Below are 20,351 nucleotides of genomic sequence, written 5' to 3' on the forward strand. Positions count from 1 at the left end.
GAACAATGCTGCTAGCTCCCGACGCCGGCGTTGCCGCTTTCCTGCTGGCCGATTCGCGGTTGCCGTCCGGAGCGTACTCGCATTCGGCGGGCCTGGAGCCGGCGGTCCTGGCCGGCCTGGACGTCGACGGCGTGTATCCCTACCTGCTCACCCGGCTGCACACAGTGGTCCGGGTGGAAACCGCCGCCGCCGTGCTGGCACACCGGTCCGCCTGCGGCATAGCGGGCATCGGCTTTGCCCGGATCGAAGCTGCCCTCGACGCGCGGACACCCTCCGCCGCACAGCGGGACGCCTCGCGCCGCCTGGGCCGGGGCATGCTGCGGCTGGCCGGAAAGCTGAAACCGGACTCTCCGGCCGTCGTCGAGCTGCAGCGGACCGTCCCGCGCCCCACCCGTCCGGTGGCACTGGGCGTCACCGCCGCCGCGCTCGGCGTCGGCGAGCTGCAGCTCGCCCGGCTCTGCTGCTACGACGACGCGCAGTCGGTGGTGGCGGCCGCCCTGAAGCTGCTGCCCATCGACCCGATGGATGCCACCGCCTGGATCCTGGACGCCGCCGAAGAGATTGATGCCGTTGCCGTGGAGTCGCTGCTCGTCGGCGGCCTGGACGATATTCCTGCCCTCAGTGCCCCGTTCATGGAGCACTGGGCCGAAGACCACACCACTAGAACAAGGAGACTGTTCGTTGCCTGACAATTCGATCCCCGCCGCTGCCCCGTCCACCCGATCGCTGCGCCTGGGAGTTGCCGGTCCGGTCGGCACCGGCAAGAGCTCGCTGATTGCCACCATCTGCCGGTCCATGGCCGGCGAGCTGCAGATCGGCGTCATCACCAACGACATCTACACGGATGAGGATGCCCGGTTCCTCCGCTCGGCGGGAGTGCTCCCGGAAGAGCGTATCCGCGCAGTGGAAACCGGTGCCTGTCCGCACACAGCCATCCGCGATGACGTGACCACCAACCTGCTTGCCGTTGAGGACCTGGAGTCGGACTTCGCTCCGCTGGACCTCGTCCTGGTCGAAAGCGGCGGCGACAACCTCACTGCGACCTTCTCCCCTGCCCTGGTGGACGCGCAGATCTTTGTCCTGGACGTGGCCGGCGGCGGCGACGTTGCACGGAAGGGCGGACCGGGTATTGCCCGTGCCGATCTCCTGGTGATCAACAAGATCGATCTGGCCCCGTACGTGGAAGTCGACGTGGACCAGATGGTGGCGGACGCCGTTGCGGCCAGGGAAGGCGCTCCGGTGCTGGCTCTCTCCCGCAAGCAGCAGGACACCGTGGACGAGCTCTGCGCCTGGGTCCGAGGGTTGGTGGCCCTGCACCGGTCCGGGCAGCACACGCCGCAGGATCCCGGGCCCATGGCTCCGCATTTCCATGCTGACGAAGACGGCGGGTTTGTGCACACACACGGGGATGAAGACGCTGTCCGCCACCAGCACTGAACGGGTGCCTGCTTCCGCACCGGCCGGCGCACACCCCGGGCAGCGGCCTACCCGTATCGCGGTGGAACCCTCCGGCGAGGGAGCGCGCTTTGCGCTCCTGGACCAGGGGCATTATCTGGCGCCCCGTCCGGTTGCCGGCGGCTCGGGTTCCGGCGCACGCCAGCTGCGGGTGGCGCTCATCGGGATCCACATGATGCTGCTCGGCGGAGACGACGTCCGGATTGAGGTGGCCGTGGGTCCGGGGGTCATCTTGGAGGTGGTCGAGCCGGCCGGCATGGTGGCCTACGACGCCGAGGGTATGCAGTCCCGCTGGACGCTGGAGGCGGTGCTGGATGAGGGCGCGGTGCTGATCTGGGAGGGAGCGCCGTTTGTGGCTGCCGCCGGGTCCAACGTACTGCGCGAAACCCGGGTGAAGCTGGGCGCCGGCGCCCGGGTGTTGATCCGCGAAACGCTGGTCCTTGGCCGCTCCGGCGAGGAGGCCGGGCCGCTGCGGAGCACCACCCGGCTGACCGGTCCGAACGGGGACTACCTGTACGAAGACCTTGACCTGCGCGGACCGCGGCAACGCGCCGTCGGCGTCCTGGGCGCCGCCAAGGTGCTGTCCAGTGCGACGGCGGCCGGTTGGCGGCCGCCGTCGCTGCCTCCGACCGGCGGCGCCAGGGCAGGTGACGGCGGTGCACGGCGGCTGGAGTTTGCGGCGGAGGGAGCAGCGGTTCGGGCGCTTGCGGGTACGGCACATGAAGCCGCACGGGAAACCGACCCCGTCTACCGGTCTTGGAAGGACCGGCTGCGCGGTGGTCCCCCTGCCTGATCCGGCGCGCCTGTTCGTGGCAGAATCTGCGTATGTTCACGGACCGATACCCCATCCGCCAGGTTCGGGAGCATCCCTTGGAAACTCTGGACCGGCAGAAGTGGCCTGCAACCCTGCCTCCTGTGGCTCAGCTGCTGAAGACGGGCCTTGACCTTGCCCAGGCCACAGTGTTTGTGGGCGAAAACGGGTCCGGCAAGTCCACGCTGATCGAATCGGTGGCACTGGCCTTTGGCCTCTCCCCCGAAGGCGGTTCCACCGGCGCCCGCCACACCACCCGCAGCACCGAGTCAGAGCTCAGCAGCCACCTGCAGCTGGTGCGCAATCCCGGCGGGACGAAGCGGGGCTACTTCCTGCGGGCCGAGACGATGCACGGCTTCTTCACCTACCTGGAGCAGAACCCCTCAACATCCCGTCTGGATGTGGAGTTCCATTCCCTCTCCCACGGGGAATCCTTCCTGGCCCTGGCATCGGACAGGTTCCGCGGACCGGGGCTGTGGGTCCTGGACGAACCCGAATCCGCGTTGTCCTTCTCCGGCTGCATGGCCCTGCTGGGTGTCCTGAAGGACAAGCTTGCTGACGGGAAGTCGCAGGTCCTGCTCTCCACCCACTCACCGCTTCTCGCCGCGCTTCCGGGAGCCCGGATCCTCGAGCTGGGTCCGTGGGGATTCCGGGAGCGTCAGTGGGACGAACTGGATCTGGTGACCCATTGGAAGAGTTTCCTCAACAGTCCGGAACGCTACCTGCGCCGGCTGTAGCGCGTAGGAGGGCACCGAGGACTCAGGTATTTCCACTGCCGGAATCAGGCCCCCTCAGAAGCACTCACCCGATCCCCCGAGACCCGCCAAAACGCGTAGGCGATTCCCCAGGCGCCAACAAACAGACCCACCACTGAGAAGCCGAAATACTCCAGGTTCAGGTTCCCCAGCCACGCGACCGGCCCCGATTCCAGCGCCAGCGTCTCGGTGAACAGTCCGCCAAGCACCACAGCTCCGACGCCGAAGGCAGCCAGCACGGAAACGGCTGTAATGACCAGGTTGTAGAACAGTTTCCGTTTTGGAGAGTCGAAGGCCCACCGGTACACCCGGCTCATGAGGATCCCGTCCAGCGAATCGAAAAGCACCATGCCCGCCGTGAACAGCAGCGGCAGCACCATCACCGCCTGCCATGGCAGGACGACGACGGCGCCGCCCGCCACCACAAACAGGCCGATGGTGGTGGCGGTGTCCAGCCCGAGCCCGAACAGGAAGCCGAGTGGATACAGCTTCCAGGCCTTATCCACTCGGCGTGCCACCGGGGCCAGCATCCGGGCCACCAATCCGCGCTGATCCAGCGTCCGCTCCAGCTCGACGTCGTTGTATCTCCCGGCCCGCAGTTTCCGGTACGCCCGGACAATGCCGTGCAGGGCCAGCAGGTTGATGGCCCCGATTGCCAGCAGGAAGGTCCCGGAAACTGCCGGCCCCCACACCCCGGAAAACTGTCGAAGCACCGAGGCATCGTCGGTGAGCTGCCCGGCGACTGCGTCAACGCCGGCAGCGAGCAGCCCGACGGCGAGCAGCACAACGGTTGAATGGCCCAGGGCAAACCAGAAACCGGTCGAGACCGGCGGGTTGCCGCCGCCCGCCAGTTTCCGGCTCGTGTTATCGATCGCCGCGATGTGGTCCGCATCGAACGCATGCCGCACGCCCAGCAGGTAGGCGGTCAGGGCAAGTCCGACGCCGAACCCTGACCCGGCGGCGGTGGTATATCCGTGCGGTGCGACCGCAAGGAGGAAACCGCCCCACCCCAGCAGGTGCAGCGCGAGGACGGCGAGCCCCATCCACACCAGTGTCCGACGGCGGCGGGGGTCCTGCGGGGCGGCTGGACCAGACAGGGCAATGGGACGGGACGGTGCAGTCATGGGCCGATCGTAGGGAACATAGATTTCCGCGATGTAACAGCACTGGATACCAAGGGACTGGAACAGGCCCTCGCCGACGCCGTCCGCTACGCAGACATGCCGTAACGGCGCACGTAGAACGACAGCAGGAGCTCCCCGCCGCGGCGGAGAGCTCCTGCTGTTTACGGCCGGGGAAGCTACGGGATCAGCACCAGGCGGATCGGGTTGCCTTCCTTCGCGTCGAGCGCCTTGACCGCCTGCTCGGCGTCGGCCAGCGGAATGCGCGCACTGACGGACTTGGCGAAATCGAGCCGGCCCAGCCGGGCCAGGGACACCAGCTGCGGCACGTGGTGCGCGTCCGAGCCGTAATGGCCGCGGATCTGCTTGCGTGCGTAGGAGAAACCGGTGCTGTCATTGATGGTCATCGGCTTGCCGGACAGACCCACGAGCACGAGGCGTCCGCTCCGGCCCAGGCAGTTGATGGCCTGGGTCCGGACGGCGTCAACACCGGCGAAGTCCAGGGCGACGTCGAGCCCCTGGCCGGCGGTGGCTGCCTTCATCGCCTCCGAGAAGTCCTCCGCCATCGGATCAAGCGCCAGATCGGCACCGAATTCCAGGGCACGCTCCCGGGCCTCGGGGATGGGATCAACGGCAATGATGGGCGCGGCACCAATCAGGCGCAGCAGCTGGACACCGTGCGCACCGAGCCCGCCGATGCCCCAGACGCCCACTGCTTCACCGGCGCGCACTTCAGCAGTGGAGGCAATGGCAGCCCAAGGAGTGGACACGGCGTCGGGAATGATGGAGGCCTGGTCGAAGGGAATGTCATCCCCAAGCGGCACCAGCACACCGGCGGGAACCACGAGGTACTCGGCCCAGCCGCCGTCGAAATCAACACCCATGGTCAGCGTGACGCCGTTGTATTCGTACCCGGCCTGCACCACCACCCGGTCTCCGGGAGCAACGGAGGTGACTCCTGTTCCGGGAAGGTCCACGGTGCCGGCCACCTCGTGGCCGAGGGTGACCTCGTTGCCCTCGAGGAACTGCGGACGCAGCATGCCCTGGATCAGGTGGACGTCTGACAGGCACACGCCCGCAGCTCCGACCTTGATACGGACAAAGCCCGGACCGGGATCGGGAATCGGAACTTCCTTCATGGCGAACGTGCCGGTCTCAACGTTGAGCCGTCCTGCAATCATGGTGCCGTTAGACATGGAAAACCTCTTCTGAACTCAGAACTGCGGCGGCAGACGCGGCCGCAGCTCTCATTATCTGCCCGTGCCGCCGGTGCACAAAAAGGCGGCAACCGGAACCGGCTGCCGCCCTCCTGCCCGCAGAAGAACCGTTCAGGCCTGCAGGATCACCTTGAGCGCGTTCGTTTCGGCGGCCCGGGAGAAGGTGTCATACGCCGTGAGGATGTCGGCCAGCGAATAGCGGTGGCTGATGAACTCCTCGGCCGGCAGCTTCCCCTCGGCAATCAGCTTCAGGAGCATGGACAGGGTATTCGTGTTGACCAGGCCCATGCTGATGTTGATGTTCTCGATCCACAGCCGGTCCAGTTCCAGGCTCACGGGCGTCCCGTGCACCCCCACGTTGGCCACGTTGCCGCCGGGCCGGACGATACTGGTGCACATCTCGAACGTGGCAGGGATGCCCACGGCCTCCACCGCGACGTCCACGCCCCAGCCATCCGTCAGGTCCATGATCTGTTCGCGCCAGTTCTTATCCCCGGAGTTCACTCCGTGGGTGGCACCGAATTTTCGGGCCTGCTCCACCCGGTTGGCGTCCAGGTCCACGGCGATGATTTTCGCGGCACCGTACAGTCCCGAGGTCGCAATCACGGCCAGCCCCACGGGGCCTGCGCCGATCACTGCGACGACGTCGCCCGGCTGGACCTGCCCGTACTGCACACCCATTTCAAACCCGGTGGGGAAGATGTCGCTGAGCAGGACACCATGCTCCTGGGAAACGTTTTCCGGCAGCCGATACATGGACGTGTCCGCGTAGGGAACACGGACGTACTCGGCCTGCGTCCCGTCGATCAGGTGTCCGAAGATCCACCCGATGCCGGATTGGCCTTCCTCTCCGGTGCAGTGCGAATAGAGCCCATCCTTGCAGAAACTGCAGGAGCCGTCCGCAGAGACGCAGGACAGGATCACTTTGTCGCCGGTCTTGAAGGCATTCACGCCGGAGCCGGTCTCCGTCACGGTGCCAACCCCCTCATGGCCAAGGATCCGGCCCGGCGTAACGGCCGGAACGTCGCCCTTGAGGATATGCAGGTCGGTGCCGCAGATGGTGGTGGTATCTATCTTGACGATGGCATCCCGCGGGTCTTGGATCTGAGGGTCGGGAACGTCCTTCCAGGACTTCTGGCCGGGGCCTTCGTAAACGAGTGCTTTCATAGTGTCCTCGCCTGCTCATCCGACTTACATGCAGGACCTCTGATGCGCCTGTGTTTCGGGAGCTTCCCTGAGCGGGCCTGTTTCGGGGCCGCCGTCGGATGCTTTCAAGCCTAGGTCCCGGCCGTGGCTGTCCGGAAGAAGCGGCGGGCTATCGGCCCTCCACATAGAGCCATTGGCCCCGTTCACGAACAAAGCTGCTTCTTTCCTGCTGCGTACCGCGCTGACCGTCCTCCCGGTAGTGGGCACGGAACTCAACCGTTCCGGTGTTGTCCAAGGGGCCGCCGCCGGAGGTGGAAAGGATATCCAGCCGACGCCATTCGATCCCTGCGTCCAGCTCGAGGTTCGCGGGACGGTGGTCCGGATGCCACGTGGCCAGCAGGTAGGGGACGTTGCCGGTGGCGAAGGCGCTGTACCGCGAGCGCATCAGCGCCTCTGCGGTGGGGGCGGTGGCGGCTCCGGAGTGGAAGCGTCCGCAGCAGTTCCCGTAGGTTTCCCCGCTGAGGCAGGGGCACCGGCTTTCATCGGTGACAGCGGTGGACGGGACGGGTGTAGAGGTACTCATCCCTCCAGTATCCCGCGACTGGTCCGGTTACGGCCCGAAACTGTCCTGCAGCCGCTCCAGGTTCTGCCCGATCTCCCCCGGAATGACGCCGCCGTCCGGCAGCGCCCCCACCCGCCCAAGCATCAGGACCACCGTTGCCGTCAGCACGGCCATCACCAGGACCGCAAGCAGGGCTCGTCCGGCATAGGAGGGGCGCGGTTCGGCAAGCACCTGCACGCGCGGCGTCGGCTCGGACAACTGCCTTGCGGCCACCGTCCCTACGGTGGGCGGGATACTCGGCGGAGACGTGATCTGCCCGGACAGGGCAGGCAGGTCCGTGGGCGGAGGAACCGAGGGCAGCGGCGCCGAGGGATGCCGGCCCAGGGCCTGGCCGCCGCCGGTTCCGTCGTCTTCTCCGGCGACGACGACGCCGCCTCCCCCGGTCCCGTCGCCGACCATCCCGGAGGTGGCATCCGCCTGTGTCGGCGGTCCGCCCCACGGGTCCCACGCCGGTTCGGCGGGAGCGGGGTCAGCGGGAACCGCAGGCCCGGCCGGTGCGGCCGGTCCCGAGACTAGCTGCGGGACTCGTCCCGGCTGCACCGTCCCTTCCGCCCACCGGTAGTCCAGCAGGGTCGCAGAGACTTCAGCCGCCGTCGGCCTCAGGTCCGGGTCCCGGCTGGTCATGGCGGACAGCAGGCCGCGCCAATGGCTTTCCAGCGAGTCGGGAATCTCGGGGTCACGGCTGAGGCGGGCGACCGCCGCTTCGATAGCGCTGCCGTTGAATTCCACCCGTCCCGTGACGGATTCCAGCAGCACCAGGCCAAGGGAGTAAATATCACTTGCTGCCTCTGCCCCGAGTCCGGAAGCCTGCTCGGGGCTGAGGTAGTTGGCGGTTCCGAGGGTGGCACCGGCAGCAGTGATCCGGGCGCCTCCCAGGATCCGGGCGATACCGAAATCCGTCAGCTTGGCCCGCGGCGATGTCCCCGCGCCAGCCGGCGGCAGCAGGATATTTGCCGGCTTTACGTCGCGGTGAACCACGCCCCTGTCATGGATGTAGGCCAGGGCTCCCGCCAGTTCGGCCCCGATGAAGGGGACATCCGCAGATTGGACGCCGCCGTCGCGCAAGCGCTTGCGCAGATCCGGCCCGTCCACCAGCTCCATGACCAGATAGGTCCGTGGCTCCCCCGCCTTGCCGTCGGCGCCGGCGGCGGGACCGGCGTCGTCCTTCCCCGCATCGAACAGGGTGACCAGGCCCGGATGCGAAAGTGAAGCGAGGAGGCGCATCTCGTTATCCTGCCGCCCGATGTCGTCCGGAGCCACGGCACTGGCACGGAAGACCTTAACCGCAATGTCGCGGCCGAGCGCTTCATCCTGGCCTCGATAGACGGTGGCCATGCCGCCGCGTCCAATGGGTTCGATGAGTCGGTATCGGCCTGCAATGAGCCTGTCGAGGCCACCCGTTGCGCTGGTTTCCATCCTGCAACCTTCTCTCGCCGCTAATAGCGTAGCTGAGCAGAATCGCTGCGTAGATGGCCCGTAAGCACTTTTCTTTTACTCTGTTTTACCCCTCGTGGAAGCCCGTCTACTGCGCTAAACTAGCCCGCCGCCGAAGGTCGGCGGCGGGCTGGTCTGCGGGAGCTTTTTCGGTTGTTTCAGTGCCGCTACAGCACCTTGGCGATGTTGTCCCACAGCTGCTGGATGCCCAGCGCGATGAACAACAGTGCGGTGAAACCGAGGGCAAGGTTGGTATGGAGTTTGTTGGCCCATTGCTTCGGGATGCGGCGGCCGTTGAGCAGGCCGAGCAGGGTCACCGCAAGGAAGGGCATAAACAGCGAACCCAGCACACCGTAGACCAGGATCAGGCCGATGGGTTGTCCGAGCTGGAACAGGATCATCGGCGGGAAGGTCAGCCACAGGACGTAGAAGCGGAAGTACTTTCCGCCGATACGGGTGTCGGGGTGGCCGGATTCCTTGCCGCGGATGTTCCCCCAGAAGTCGGCAAACATCAGCGAGACGCCGTTCCACACCCCGATGATCGAGGAGAAGGACGCGGCCCAGAACCCGATCAGGAATCCGGTGCCGACCACGTCTCCGTATTCCACCTTCAGCACGTCATACAGATCCAGCAGGCCGGCATCGCCGCTGGAAAGGGACACTCCTGCGGAGCGGACCACTTCGGCGCCGACAATGAGCATTGCCACCACGAAAATGCCCGTCATCACGTAAGCCATCGAATTGTCGATGCGCATGACCCGCATCCACTTGGGGGTGTACCAGCCCTTTTCCCGCAGCCAATACCCGTAGGCAGCGAGGGTGATGGTTCCGCCCACACCGCCAGCCAGTGCCAGTGTGTAGAAGACGCCGCCCTCGGGGATCATCGGCACCAGACCGGCGAACATCGCCGGAATGTTCGGTGCGGCAATCACGGCCAGCCCCACCACCGTAACGAACATCAGCCCGACCAGCACTGCAGTGATTTTCTCGAAGGTGGCGTATCGGCCGAACCAGACCATCACGAAACCGGCGAGCCCCATCAGGACCGCCCACGCCGTCAGCGGGAGAACCGGGAAAACGGCGGCCAGCGGCAAGGCGGCGGAGGACATGGCCGTGGCTCCGTAGATGAAGCCCCAGATCATGATGTACGGGCCGAAGTACCAGGTGGTCCATTTACCCAGGGACCGCCAACCCTCGAAGATGGTCAGGCCGGTCGCAAGGGTGAAGCGGCCGGCGCCCTCCACCAGGATGATTTTCAGGATGACGCCAAGGATCACTGCCCAGAGCAGCGCATACCCGTAGCGGGACCCGGCAACGAGGGTGGCCACCATATCGGCTGCGCCGACGCCGGTTGCCGCCACCACCAGTCCGGGGCCGACCACCTTCCATTTGGCGGGGGCGCCGCCGTCGTCATCCACTGCGTCGGAGTGGTTTAAGGGCCTCTTCGGAGGGGTGTCAGCAGACATGCTTAGTTCCTAACCGTGGGGTGCGTGTGGCCGGAGTTTACCGTGTGCTGCACGTCACGTCCGGCCAGGCAATCTTCGCATCCAGGCAGGTGCAAGCGGAATTAGGCGCGTCATCATGAGTTAGATTGCTCACCGTGCCCGGTGTGCGGCCGCACCGGACACCCGGTGGCTCTGGGTGGCCGCACGGAAAAGAATCCGGCGGACAAAACAAAAGCAGGACGGGAATTAATCCCGTCCTGCTCCTGATTCAAGCCGGCCCGTGAAACGGACCTAATGTCTTATTAGACAGCCTGGATGTTAACCGCCTGCGGACCCTTGGGGCCCTGCTCGGTGTCGAAAGTGACCTTCTGGTTCTCTTCGAGAGACCGGTAGCCACTGGAGTTGATAGCGGAGTAGTGGGCGAAAACATCGGCGCTGCCGTCATCGGGCTCGATGAATCCGAAGCCCTTTTCAGCGTTGAACCATTTCACGGTACCTGTTGCCATTTTTAATCATCCTTCTGAACGAAACCTGCCCCGACCTTCGGGGAGTTTCACGCTGCCGTGCCTTCCATGCAAAATACAGAAAAAGCGGCTGGCCCTAGATCTGGGTTTCGCCGCTTGAACGTACAAATTGCACAACACTGCAACAACAAAAGTATACCGCGCACTTCGTGGAGAGTCACCCCTCCGCAAGCCCCTAGGCTTGAAGTATGGACTCCCCGATCGAGAACTACCTGCGCAGGATCCACGCCGAGATAGCCGGTTTGAAAGACGGCACCCCGTACCGCGGCATACCGGCCATGGCCAATGTCAACCCGGATTGCTTCGGGATAGCTCTCGCCACCGCTGACGGCTTTGTCTATGAGGTTGGGGATACGCGCGAAGAGTTCAGTATCCAGTCCATCTCCAAGCCCTTCACCTACGCCCTGGCCCTCGCAGATCTGGGCCCTGAAGCGGTGGACGAGAAGGTGGACGTGGAACCGTCCGGAGACTCCTTCAACGAAATCTCCCTGGCCGAAGGTACCGGCCGCCCGGCCAACGCCATGATCAATGCCGGCGCCCTGACCGCCACTTCCCTGGTCAAGGGATCCGGCGGCAGGTCCCGGTTCAAGCGCATCCTGGATACCTACTCGGCCTTCGCGGGCCGTGACCTCGACGTGAGCCAGCGGATTTACGCCTCCGAGCTGAGGTCCGGCCACCGCAACACCGCGCTGGCCTATCTGCTGCGTTCCTTCGGCATCATCGAGTCCGATCCCGCCCCGATCATCAAGGACTACTTCCGGCAGTGCTCGGTCATGGTCAACGCCCGGGACCTGGCCCTGATGGCCGCTACCCTGGCCAACAGCGGCCGCCATCCCCTCTCCGGAGAAGAAGTCCTGGACCTGTCCTCGGTGGAGCGCGTCCTTTCGGTGATGACCACCTGCGGCATGTACGACGACGCCGGGTCCTGGATCAGCAGCGTGGGCATGCCCGCAAAGTCCGGAGTGGCCGGTGGCATCCTTGCCGTCCTGCCCGGCCAGGTGGGCCTGGCCGTCTATTCCCCTCCCCTGGACGCCCACGGCAACAGCGTGCGCGGGGTGGCGGTCAGCCAGAGACTCTCACATGACCTTGGCCTCCACTTTGTCCGGGCTGCACGGACGGGCCGCTCCGCCATCCGGGCCATCTATGACATCACCTCCACCCCCTCCGGCATCCGTCGAACGGACGAGGCCGCGGAGATCCTGGCCGAGCACGGACATCGGGTACAGGTCATCGAACTCAACGGCGACCTGCTCTTCGCCGGCGCCGAGTCCATGGTGCGGGCCCTCACCGACCTGCCCGACGACGTCGAACTCGTGGTTGCCGATCTGCGCAGCGTGGACGAAGTGTCCGACGTCGCCATCCGGCTGATTGCCGAGGCGGAAGACATGCTCCGCCGTGCCGGCCGCGAACTGGCCCTGGTGGACATCGAGGGTTCGGTCACGGCAGCCCTGCAGGAACTGGGCCGGAAAACGGAATCCTTCACCATGCGTTCCGCGGCCATCGAGTGGTGCGAGAACAGGCTGCTGGAAGGCTACGGCACCGAGCTTGTCCTGCCGGACAGCATCGACCCCGCCGAGTCCCCCGCCCTCAGCCCGCTGGACCCCGAAGAGGCACAGCTCCTGCAGAACATGATGGAGGACCGGACGTACGACGACGGCGACGTGGTCCGCCGCGTGGGCCAACGCTTCGGGGGTGTCTTCTTCATCGTCTCCGGGCACATCACCACATCCATGCCCGGTTCGGACGGCAGCAGGGTCAAACTCGCCACGCTGGGTCCGGGCATGACCTTCGGAGAAATGGCGATGGGCGAGGACAAGCGCCAGGAAACCACCGTCAAAGCGGCGGGACCGGTGAAGGTCAAGGTGCTGACTGCCGACTCGATCGACGAGCTGGCCGAAAAGGATCCGGTGCTGAGCATGAACCTGTGGAAGGCCCTGACCCAGGACGCGTACAGCCGGGTTGAACAGTACCTGCGCGAAGCGGCTGTCCGGATTCACGACTGAGGGCACTCGGTCCGGCGCCCGTTCCGGCGCCTCCCGCTCCGGCGCTCGGAACGGCGGCAACGAAATTCCTCGCTCGCAGAGCTCGCAGGAATATTAAAGCCGCCTAACCCGGGCGCCTGCACGGGAAGGGCGGCTCGAACCCGGGCGCCTGCACGGGAGACACCGCACCGCAGGCTTGAACAGAATCAGTGCCGGACGGCACCCAACCGTTACCGAACCCCGCACACGCTGGCCTGGAAAGCTTCTTCCGCGCCCGGATTCCCTCCGGTTTGTCCGATTCCCTCCACTTTGGGAAAATCCCCACACTGCGCAGCGCAGTAATTGCCACAAACCGTAGGTTTTTTCCCAAACCGCAGGGAAAACGCGCTTTCCGGCGAGCTGCAGTCCGGCACCGGCAGACACAGCAGCCGCGCCTGGACCACGCACCGGGCCGGTATGGACCGTTGCTCGCGACAGACCAGCCCCAAGCACGACGGTTAAACACAAGAGCAGGACGGGAGATCCCGTCCTGCTCTATGTAGTATCGGCGCGCTAAGCGGCCGTTACAAAGTCTCTAAGAATATTAGAGGGCCTGGATGTTCGAGGCCTGCGGGCCCTTGGGGCCCTGCTCGGTGTCGAAGCTAACCTTCTGGTTCTCGTCCAGCGACTTGTAGCCGTTGGAGTTGATCGCGGAGTAGTGAGCGAAGACGTCGGCGCTGCCGTCGTCGGGCTCAATGAAGCCGAAGCCCTTTTCGGAGTTGAACCATTTCACGGTACCTGTAGCCATTTTTTTAATTCCTTCTGCATTCGAAACACATCCCGACTTTCGGGCGGTTTCAGTCGCGGTGTTCCTTTACCGCTTCTACAGAAAAAGCAGCTAGACCAATTGGGTTTCGCCACTTGAAATACAAAATGCGCAACACAACAACTGCGTTTCAGCCTACACGAGGTTTGCCCGGACGCCTAATCCACTCCCCCGCACCCCCCGCTTACCTGATCAGGCCCTTGCTGCGGGCCTCAGCGATCCAGGCTGGATACTCGTCGAGCATGGCGTCAAACAGGGCTACATCGGAAAGCTGGTCGGTATCCCCCACCGCCTTGTAGTCGGCGTTGTCCATGAACCGTTCGTCGAGGTCATCGAGTTTCTGCAGGAAAGCCATCTCCTCGCGGCCGATGGACAGGAACTTCCAAAAGATCGGCGTAGTACTGACCTCGGTCAGCGCCTTGACGGCCGCCGGCTTGCTGTCAGGGGCACCGTCCGTAAGGAAGAGGGCGTAGACGGGCTGGTCGGCGGGCACCGTGCCCGCAGCCGGCTCCACCTTCTTCGGGCCGCCGAACAGCCCCTTCCGCGTAGGCGTCTTCAGAGCCGGCGGAAACCCAAAGTGGTCACGGACGGCAAGGAAGGCCGCTGCGTAGTTAGTGGTACCCATCCGCCGCTTACCGATCAGGCGGGAGACGCCGTCGCTGAAATCGTCGAGGCTGATTTCACCCAGGTGAGCCGCACCGCTGTCGAACACGAAGAAGTCGATGGCGCCGTCGTCGTCGAACTGGGTGGCCAGGGCCAGGACCTTCTCGGCCAGCCGCTGCATGGCACCGGACTTGTACTGCGAGTGCATGGAGCCGGAAAAGTCCAGGACAAGTGCGACTTTGGCGGACTGACCGTTCAGGCCGGACATGTCCACGGCAGCTGAGGCGTTCTTCGCAAGGCTGAGGAGGGAAGGAGCCTTCTCGGCAACCTTGTCGAGTGAAAGGGGCATCGTGGTCCTTTAGGTGAGTGTGGCGCCCGTCTCAGGGCAGGTACGCAGAAGCCTACCCGGACACGGAACACCTACTCCGGGAGCACCAGTTCCCGTGGAATCCGGGATTGGTTAGGGACCCGGCTCAGCAGCAGCGGATCAATGCGCTCGCCCCGGCGCAGGATGCTGACCTCGCCCGTGGGTTCCAGAATCACCACAGCCACTTCGGTCAGGTTCCGAATGCCGGACTGCCTCAGCTTGAAGAACAGCTCCTCCTCCAGGATGTGCGCCTTACGCAGTCCCTCCTGCACCACCTCGCTTCCGGCCATCAGGAGGATCGGCCGGCTGGTGAGGTAGGCTCCGTGCCGGCTCCGGCGAAGGTAGCCCTCCACCCGCAGCATCCCGAACATCGTGGCCAATCCGATGACGCCGGCCGCAAGGGTCGGCGTGTAGCCGAGGACCACCCGGCCAAGCACAGCGCCCAGGGCAATAACGATGGCGCGGTCCAGCGTGGACCAGCTGGCCAGTGCGCGCTGCCCAAAGCCGCGGACCAGCAGGGAGAAGGCTGCGTAAATGCCGAGGGCACTCAGGACAACCCAAAGAGCTTCGGACGGGGTGATGCCGAGGTTGTGCCACACGGTGCATCTCCTTGGTTACCGGGCTGGACCTGCCGGGACTACGGAAGATGTTAATAGCGGACGCGTGCCGATCACAGGGGTCGAGGGGCGGCGGGGAGCTCAGGCGAAAACTGAGGCTCCTGTGTGGGCTGCCGCCATTTCCCGCTGGGCCGGCGTCAGGCGCTGCAGCGCACCCGTGGCGCCGTCGACAAAGGCCAGCGTGGTTTCCGCCCGGACACAGGCCTGCCGTGTCACCGGGTCATGGATCACGTAGGCGAGTGTGAGGCTGGCGCCCTTGACCGCGCTTATCCAGACGGCGACGTCGGCCGGGATGTTCCGGTAGGTCAGTTCCGCCACGTACCGGACGCGGTGTTCCACGACAAGGGACTGGGTGCCGGGCGGAACATCGCTGAACAGCGGCACTGCGGGCTTGTCCCCCGGCCCTCCCGTTCCGCCGGGAGGGCCGAAGGCATGCACGCGTGCTTCCTCGAGCATCCGGACGATCTCAACATTGTTGATATGCCCGTAGGCATCCATGTCCCCCCAGCGCATGCCGACGGAACAGTGGATGACGTGGGGGTTAGAACTCATCCTTCATATCTAGCACAGCAGCCGCAGGCCTCTGTGGATTAGGCATCGTTCAGGAGTGGACGGGCAGCGCCGCGTCCGCGAGGAGCTGGAAGGAGCGGAGCCGGGATTCCAGCGTGGCGGTCTGCGTGGCAACGATCAGTTCATCGGCCTGCGCATGTCCGGTGAACCAGTCGAGGTAGTCCCGGACTTCCTCGGGGTTGCCGACGGCCGAGTAGCGGCCCATCTGCTTGACCTGCTGGCCGCCCGGCGACTGCAGGATGGCATCTGCCTCTTCATCGGTGAAGGTGCGGTCCCGGCCGAAGAGCTGGGTCACCCGGCGGCGCTGCGAATCGGCAAACATCTGCTGGGCCTCTTCGGTGGTCTCGGCAGCCACAACGTTTACGCCGGCAATCACGTACGGCTCGGCCAGCTGGGCCGAGGGCTTGAAGTCGCGGCGGTAGATGGTTACTGCGTCCTGCAGTGCCTGCGGGGCAAAGTGCGAGGCAAAGGAGTACGGCAGGCCCAGGGCGGCGGCCAGCTTGGCACCGAAGAGGGAGGAGCCCAGGATGTACAGCGGCACGTTGGTGCCGGCTCCCGGCGTGGCGTTGATGCCCGGGATCAGGGTGTTGCCGCTCAGGTAGCCCTGCAGTTCCTGGACATCCTGCGGGAAGCTGTCCGAGGACATGTGGTCCCGGCGCAGCGCATGCAGGGTCTTCTGGTCCGTGCCGGGAGCCCGGCCGAGGCCGAGGTCAATCCGGCCCGGGAAAAGCGTTTCCAAAGTGCCGAACTGCTCCGCAATGGTCAGCGGGGCGTGGTTGGGCAGCATCACTCCGCCGGCTCCGAGCCGGATGCTCTGTGTGTGCGCGGCAATGTAGCCGATGAGCACACTGGTGGCGGAGGAAGCGATGGTCGGCATGTTGTGGTGCTCCGCGTACCAGATGCGGGTGTAACCCAGCTTCTCCGCTTCCTGGGCCAACGCCAGCGAAGACGCAAACGAATCACGTGCGGTCTCGCCCTCATCGATGATGGCGAGATCGAGAATTGAGAGCGGAACAGTCATAGGGGGACTTGCCTTTCAGTTGCTTGCGCGCGGGGCCTTTTTGGCCGGGCACGTAGGATGCAACCGCGGCGGCGGCCGGGTTATTTCATCTGCGGGCGCTCCTGCGGCGACGGCTCCGTCACTCCGGTCCCCGCTGCCGGGCAGGCGGCCGGCGCAATCTCGGCAGGCGGGTCCCGGAACCGGCTAGTTTGGATGGTGTGAGCATCCATATCGGAACATCGGGCTGGGCCTACAACCATTGGCGCAACGTGCTGTACCCCAAGGGTGTGCCTGCCCGGGTGTGGCTGGAAAAGTATGCGAGTGAATTCGACACCGTTGAGTTGAACGGCAGCTTTTACCGCTGGCCGCGCGAGGAGGCGTTCGCTGCCTACCGGGACCGACTGCCGGAGGGGTACGTCTTTTCCGTCAAGGCGCCCCGCGGGCTGACCCATGCCCGGAAGCTGCGGGATCCGGATGAATGGATCGGCCGGATCGAGCGCTGCTTCGCTGAATTGGGAGACCGCAGCGGAGTCTTCCTGCTCCAGCTCTCCCCGGACATGGCGCGAGACGACGACCGTTTGGATTACGTCCTCTCAAAGCTGCCCGAGACTATCCGTGTGGCGGTGGAGTTCCGGCACGACAGCTGGAACGATGAAGAGGTCTTCCGGCTGTTGGAGCGCCACGGCGCCGCCTACACCGTAATGAGCGGCGCGCATTTGCCGTGCACCCTGCGCGCCACCGCCCCGTTTGTGTACGTCCGGCTGCACGGACCGAACCCGGAGCAGCTCTACGTCGATTCCTACACCGAGGAAGACCTGCAGTGGTGGGCGGCACGGATCCGTGAATGGGATGCCATGGGCAAGGACGTGTACGCATACTTCAACAACGACGGCGAAGGGCACGCGGTCCGGAATGCCTGGCGGCTGCGCGAACTGACCGGGCAAACCCGCTAGATCCCCAGTGACGTCAGGGTGTTCTGCAGTGTCTCGGCAGAGGCCATGAGTTTCCCGGCCTCTGCCTCGTCCAGCGGCATTTCGAGCATTTTGTAGACCCCGTTGTGGCCGACGATGGACGGGAGGGACAGTGCAACACCGCTGATCCCGTACTCGCCGGTCAGCGTGGCTGCAACGGGCAGGACGGCGTTTTCGGCATTCAGCACCGCCTCGATAATCCGCACCCCGGCCAGTCCGATCGCGTAGTTCGTTGCTCCCTTGCCCTCGATCACCTTGTAGGCGGCGTTGACGACGTCGTCCGTGGCGGCGGCAAGGAACTCATCGGTGAAAACCTGCCGGCCGCTGATTTCCCATTCCCGGATGGGCACCGGGCCGATGGTGGCGTTGGACCAGACAGGGAACTCGCTGTCTCCGTGTTCACCGATGATGGTGGCGTGCACGCTGGTCATGAGTACGTGCGCTTCGCGGGCCAGCAGCAGCCGCAGCCGGGAGGTGTCCAGGACCGTTCCGGAGGAAAACATCCGGTTGCGCGGCAGGCCGGCGATTTTCTGTGCGGCAACGGCGAGGACGTCGGCCGGGTTGGTGACCATGATGTAAACGGCGTCCGGCGCCTGTTCCATCAGCTGCGGCATCAGTTTCTCCAGGATCCGCACGTTCGCGCCGGCCAGATCCAGCCGGCTCTGGCCCGGCTGCTGGCGTGCTCCGGCGGTGATGGCTATGACATCCGCCCCGGCCAGATCCTCGATATTGCCTCCGCCGGTGACCGTGTTGGCGCCGGTGAACTGGGTGCCGTGGGCCAGGTCCAGACCTTCAGCCTCGGCCCGGACGGCGTCGATATCGTAGATCGCAATCTGGCGGGCCGTATCCCGGATGATCGCTGCGTATGCCATGGACGTGCCGACACTTCCGGCTCCCACGATTCCAAGTTTTGTGACGGGTCGGGTGGTGATATTGGCCATCTTGAAGCCTCGCTCACAGTAGGAAGGAACCCCTCTTGAACTATAGGCTCGGGGCTCGCCCGAACGGAACGGCCGGAACTCCCCTCCCCCTGAGGAAGCGGTAAGCCGGTATCACCGCCCGGCTGCATACCCCTGCGCTCCCCGGGGATTTGCAGCCGCCTGCAGGAGGCCCGAATCCGGCTCCCGGACCACCGAGGACAACCGTCCCAATGCCCAGTCCCCGGCCCGGGTCACCACATGCCCCCTGGATTCCAGCTCGGCAATCACGTCCTCCCCCAGCCGGTCTTCAACTACCGCGCCGCCCGGTGTCCAGGTACGCGGCCAGAAAGAACCGGGAATGGACGTGGTGTGCAGGGCGGGAGCGTCAATTGCCTGCTGCGGTGTGTAGCCGCCCACGATCGTGCGCAGCAGGTACAGCAGCTGCCATTGGTCCTGCTGGTCTCCGCCGGGCGAACCCAGGGCAACCACCGGCCTGCCGTCCTTGAGGACCAGCGTGGGGGTCAGCGTTGTGCGCGGCCGCTTCCCCGGGGCCAGGGTGGACGGCGCGCCTTCTTCGAGCCAGGTCATCTGCAGCCGGGAGCCCAGGCAGAACCCCAGTTCCGGGATGGTCGGCGAGGACTGCAGCCAGCCTCCCGACGGGGTGGCGGAGACCATGTTGCCCCACCGGTCCACGACGTCGATGTGGCAGGTGTCTCCGCGGGTCTCGCCGGTGGGCAGCACGGTGGGCTCGCCGACGCCGGCGAAGCCACCCGCGCCGCCGGCTCCGGCCAGGGCCGGCGGCGCGTACTCCGTGCGCAGCGGCGGCACGAAGGGCGTGTATCCCGGCACCGTACCGGGGCGGAATTCAACGCAGGCGGTGTCGGTGATCAGGGCGCGGCGGCCGGCCGCGTATTCCTCGCTGAGCAGGTAGTCCAGGGGCACCTGTGCGTCACCGTAGTAGGCCTCGCGGTCCGCGATGGCCAGCTTCTGGGCTTCCAGGATGGTGTGTGCACCCAGCGCCGTGGACGGGTCCAGGCGGTCGTCGTCGAAGCCGGCGAGGATGGCCAGGGTCTGCAGCAATGCAGGCCCCTGCCCCCAGGCTCCGGTCTTGGCGATGGTGTAGCCGCGGAAGTCGAACGTGACAGCCGGTTCAAACCCCGCGTCGAAGGCCGCGAAGTCTGCGGCAGTAATGACGCCGGCGTGGTCGGTGCCTGAGGAGTGGCGGTGCGGCGCGGCCGCGAAATCCGCCGCTGCCTGCGCCACGAAACCCTCGCGCCATTCACGCCGGGCGGCGTCGATACGTTCTTCCCGGCTTCCGGCGCCGGAACCGGCGTCGACCAGCCGGTCCAGCACACTGGCATAGGCCTCGTTGCGGATGATGTCGCCCTCACGCGGCACGCGGCCCTCCGGCATCCACTGGGCCGCCGAGGTGGGCCAGTGGTCGGTGAACAGCTCCGCCACGGATTCGATGGTGGCTCCGACCCGGGCCAGGACGGGATGACCGTTGCGGGCGTAGTCCACGGCGAAGGCCAGGACGTCTGTCAGTTCCCAGGTGCCGTGCTCCCGCAGCAGCAACAGCCACGCGTCGACGGCGGCGGGAACGGCTGCGGCGAGGGCACCGGCACCGGGAACCAGCTCCAGGCCCTCGGCGAGATAGTGCTCCCGCGTGGCTGCGGCGGGCGCCGGTCCCTGGCCCATCAGCACCACCGGTTCGCCAGGGTTCTCCGCCGTCGCGAAAACACCGGTCATGTCCCCGCCCGGACCATTGAGGTGCGGTTCCACGACATGCAGCACAAAGCCGCCGGCTACTGCGGCGTCGAAGGCGTTTCCGCCGCGCTCCAGGACGGCCTGGGCTGACGCGGTGGCCAACCAGTGCGTAGACGCACTCATCCCGAAGGTGCCCTGCAGGGTGGGCCGGGTGGTGAAGGAATCCGGGGCGGTATAGGTCATGGGGCACCTTTCGGGAGACAACACAGTTAGGCGAAT

Annotated in this window: 20 protein-coding genes; 6 read left to right on the plus strand and 14 right to left on the minus strand. The window is 65.6% G+C overall.

Translation table 11 applies throughout. From position 1 onward, the window contains the following. Positions 1–5: 5 nt before the first annotated feature. The 4 genes from LOC56_RS12405 to LOC56_RS12420 are packed head-to-tail and all read left to right on the plus strand — an operon-like array spanning position 6 to position 3,003. Entirely contained in the window at positions 6–689 is a 684-nt protein-coding gene (locus LOC56_RS12405; RefSeq protein WP_229952551.1) for an urease accessory protein UreF, read from the plus strand. Continuing rightward, positions 682–1,437: an urease accessory protein UreG gene (gene ureG / locus LOC56_RS12410; protein ID WP_229952552.1), complete on the plus strand. Its 756-nt coding sequence runs from the start codon at positions 682–684 to the stop codon at positions 1,435–1,437. Before LOC56_RS12405 ends, ureG begins: the two co-directional genes overlap by 8 nt. Further along, complete coding sequence (locus LOC56_RS12415; protein WP_229952553.1) at positions 1,409–2,248, plus strand: urease accessory protein UreD; 840 nt, start codon at positions 1,409–1,411, stop codon at positions 2,246–2,248. The genes ureG and LOC56_RS12415 overlap by 29 nt, the downstream gene beginning before the upstream one ends. A 32-nt stretch (positions 2,249–2,280) precedes the next feature. Continuing rightward, on the plus strand, positions 2,281–3,003 hold the full coding sequence (locus LOC56_RS12420; protein WP_229952554.1) for an AAA family ATPase: 723 nt from the start codon (positions 2,281–2,283) through the stop codon (positions 3,001–3,003). Positions 3,004–3,047: 44 nt separating this feature from the next. Here LOC56_RS12420 and LOC56_RS12425 read toward each other — a convergent pair whose 3' ends face one another. From LOC56_RS12425 to LOC56_RS12455, 7 genes are all read right to left on the minus strand, one after another. Further along, positions 3,048–4,145 carry a HoxN/HupN/NixA family nickel/cobalt transporter gene (locus LOC56_RS12425; RefSeq protein ID WP_229952555.1) on the minus strand — a complete coding sequence of 366 codons (1,098 nt, stop codon included), beginning with the start codon at positions 4,143–4,145 and terminating at the stop codon, positions 3,048–3,050. A 176-nt stretch (positions 4,146–4,321) separates the two neighbouring features. Then, positions 4,322–5,338 carry a zinc-binding dehydrogenase gene (locus tag LOC56_RS12430; RefSeq protein ID WP_229952556.1) on the minus strand — a complete coding sequence of 339 codons (1,017 nt, stop codon included), beginning with the start codon at positions 5,336–5,338 and terminating at the stop codon, positions 4,322–4,324. A gap of 132 nt (positions 5,339–5,470) precedes the next feature. Beyond that, positions 5,471–6,526: a zinc-dependent alcohol dehydrogenase family protein gene (locus LOC56_RS12435; protein WP_227923509.1), complete on the minus strand. Its 1,056-nt coding sequence runs from the start codon at positions 6,524–6,526 to the stop codon at positions 5,471–5,473. A gap of 148 nt (positions 6,527–6,674) precedes the next feature. Then, positions 6,675–7,088 carry a YchJ family protein gene (locus tag LOC56_RS12440; protein ID WP_227933961.1) on the minus strand — a complete coding sequence of 138 codons (414 nt, stop codon included), beginning with the start codon at positions 7,086–7,088 and terminating at the stop codon, positions 6,675–6,677. Between the two features lie 27 nt (positions 7,089–7,115). Continuing rightward, positions 7,116–8,543: a serine/threonine-protein kinase gene (locus LOC56_RS12445; RefSeq protein WP_229952557.1), complete on the minus strand. Its 1,428-nt coding sequence runs from the start codon at positions 8,541–8,543 to the stop codon at positions 7,116–7,118. 185 nt (positions 8,544–8,728) lie between these two features. Beyond that, the gene (locus tag LOC56_RS12450) at positions 8,729–10,027 is read right to left on the minus strand and encodes an Nramp family divalent metal transporter (RefSeq protein WP_229952558.1); all 1,299 of its coding nucleotides are present in this window, start codon (positions 10,025–10,027) and stop codon (positions 8,729–8,731) included. A gap of 281 nt (positions 10,028–10,308) precedes the next feature. Continuing rightward, a complete protein-coding gene (locus LOC56_RS12455; protein WP_146362590.1) occupies positions 10,309–10,512 on the minus strand; it encodes a cold-shock protein in 204 nt (67 codons plus the stop codon). Positions 10,513–10,718: 206 nt separating this feature from the next. Between LOC56_RS12455 and glsA the strand changes: the two genes are divergently transcribed. Then, entirely contained in the window at positions 10,719–12,533 is a 1,815-nt protein-coding gene (gene glsA, locus LOC56_RS12460; protein WP_229952559.1) for a glutaminase A, read from the plus strand. Positions 12,534–13,095: 562 nt separating this feature from the next. Here glsA and LOC56_RS12465 read toward each other — a convergent pair. The 5 genes from LOC56_RS12465 to LOC56_RS12485 all read right to left on the minus strand — a co-directional run bounded on the left by LOC56_RS12465 (position 13,096) and on the right by LOC56_RS12485 (position 16,495). Next, positions 13,096–13,299 (minus strand): cold-shock protein, encoded by a 204-nt coding sequence (locus LOC56_RS12465; protein ID WP_146362594.1) that lies wholly within the window; start codon positions 13,297–13,299, stop codon positions 13,096–13,098. A gap of 202 nt (positions 13,300–13,501) precedes the next feature. Further along, the gene (locus LOC56_RS12470) at positions 13,502–14,269 is read right to left on the minus strand and encodes a VWA domain-containing protein (RefSeq protein ID WP_229952560.1); all 768 of its coding nucleotides are present in this window, start codon (positions 14,267–14,269) and stop codon (positions 13,502–13,504) included. Between the two features lie 71 nt (positions 14,270–14,340). After that, positions 14,341–14,886 carry a DUF421 domain-containing protein gene (locus tag LOC56_RS12475; protein WP_229952561.1) on the minus strand — a complete coding sequence of 182 codons (546 nt, stop codon included), beginning with the start codon at positions 14,884–14,886 and terminating at the stop codon, positions 14,341–14,343. A gap of 99 nt (positions 14,887–14,985) precedes the next feature. After that, positions 14,986–15,456 (minus strand): acyl-CoA thioesterase, encoded by a 471-nt coding sequence (locus tag LOC56_RS12480; protein ID WP_229952562.1) that lies wholly within the window; start codon positions 15,454–15,456, stop codon positions 14,986–14,988. 49 nt (positions 15,457–15,505) lie between these two features. After that, positions 15,506–16,495, minus strand: coding sequence for an LLM class flavin-dependent oxidoreductase (locus LOC56_RS12485; RefSeq protein ID WP_229952563.1), 990 nt, complete (start codon positions 16,493–16,495; stop codon positions 15,506–15,508). Between the two features lie 197 nt (positions 16,496–16,692). Here LOC56_RS12485 and LOC56_RS12490 point away from each other — a divergent pair, with 197 nt between their 5' ends. After that, positions 16,693–17,427, plus strand: coding sequence for a DUF72 domain-containing protein (locus LOC56_RS12490; RefSeq protein WP_229952564.1), 735 nt, complete (start codon positions 16,693–16,695; stop codon positions 17,425–17,427). On the opposite strand, the gene LOC56_RS12495 is transcribed toward LOC56_RS12490, so the two are convergent. Beyond that, a complete protein-coding gene (locus LOC56_RS12495; RefSeq protein WP_229952565.1) occupies positions 17,424–18,386 on the minus strand; it encodes an L-lactate dehydrogenase in 963 nt (320 codons plus the stop codon). The genes LOC56_RS12490 and LOC56_RS12495 overlap by 4 nt on opposite strands. Before the next feature lie 111 nt (positions 18,387–18,497). Next, positions 18,498–20,315, minus strand: coding sequence for a gamma-glutamyltransferase family protein (locus tag LOC56_RS12500; RefSeq protein ID WP_229952566.1), 1,818 nt, complete (start codon positions 20,313–20,315; stop codon positions 18,498–18,500). Positions 20,316–20,351 lie beyond the last annotated feature (36 nt).

The organism is Arthrobacter sp. zg-Y179, from assembly GCF_020907345.1.
In the GTDB taxonomy this organism is placed as follows: domain Bacteria; phylum Actinomycetota; class Actinomycetes; order Actinomycetales; family Micrococcaceae; genus Arthrobacter_B; species Arthrobacter_B jinronghuae.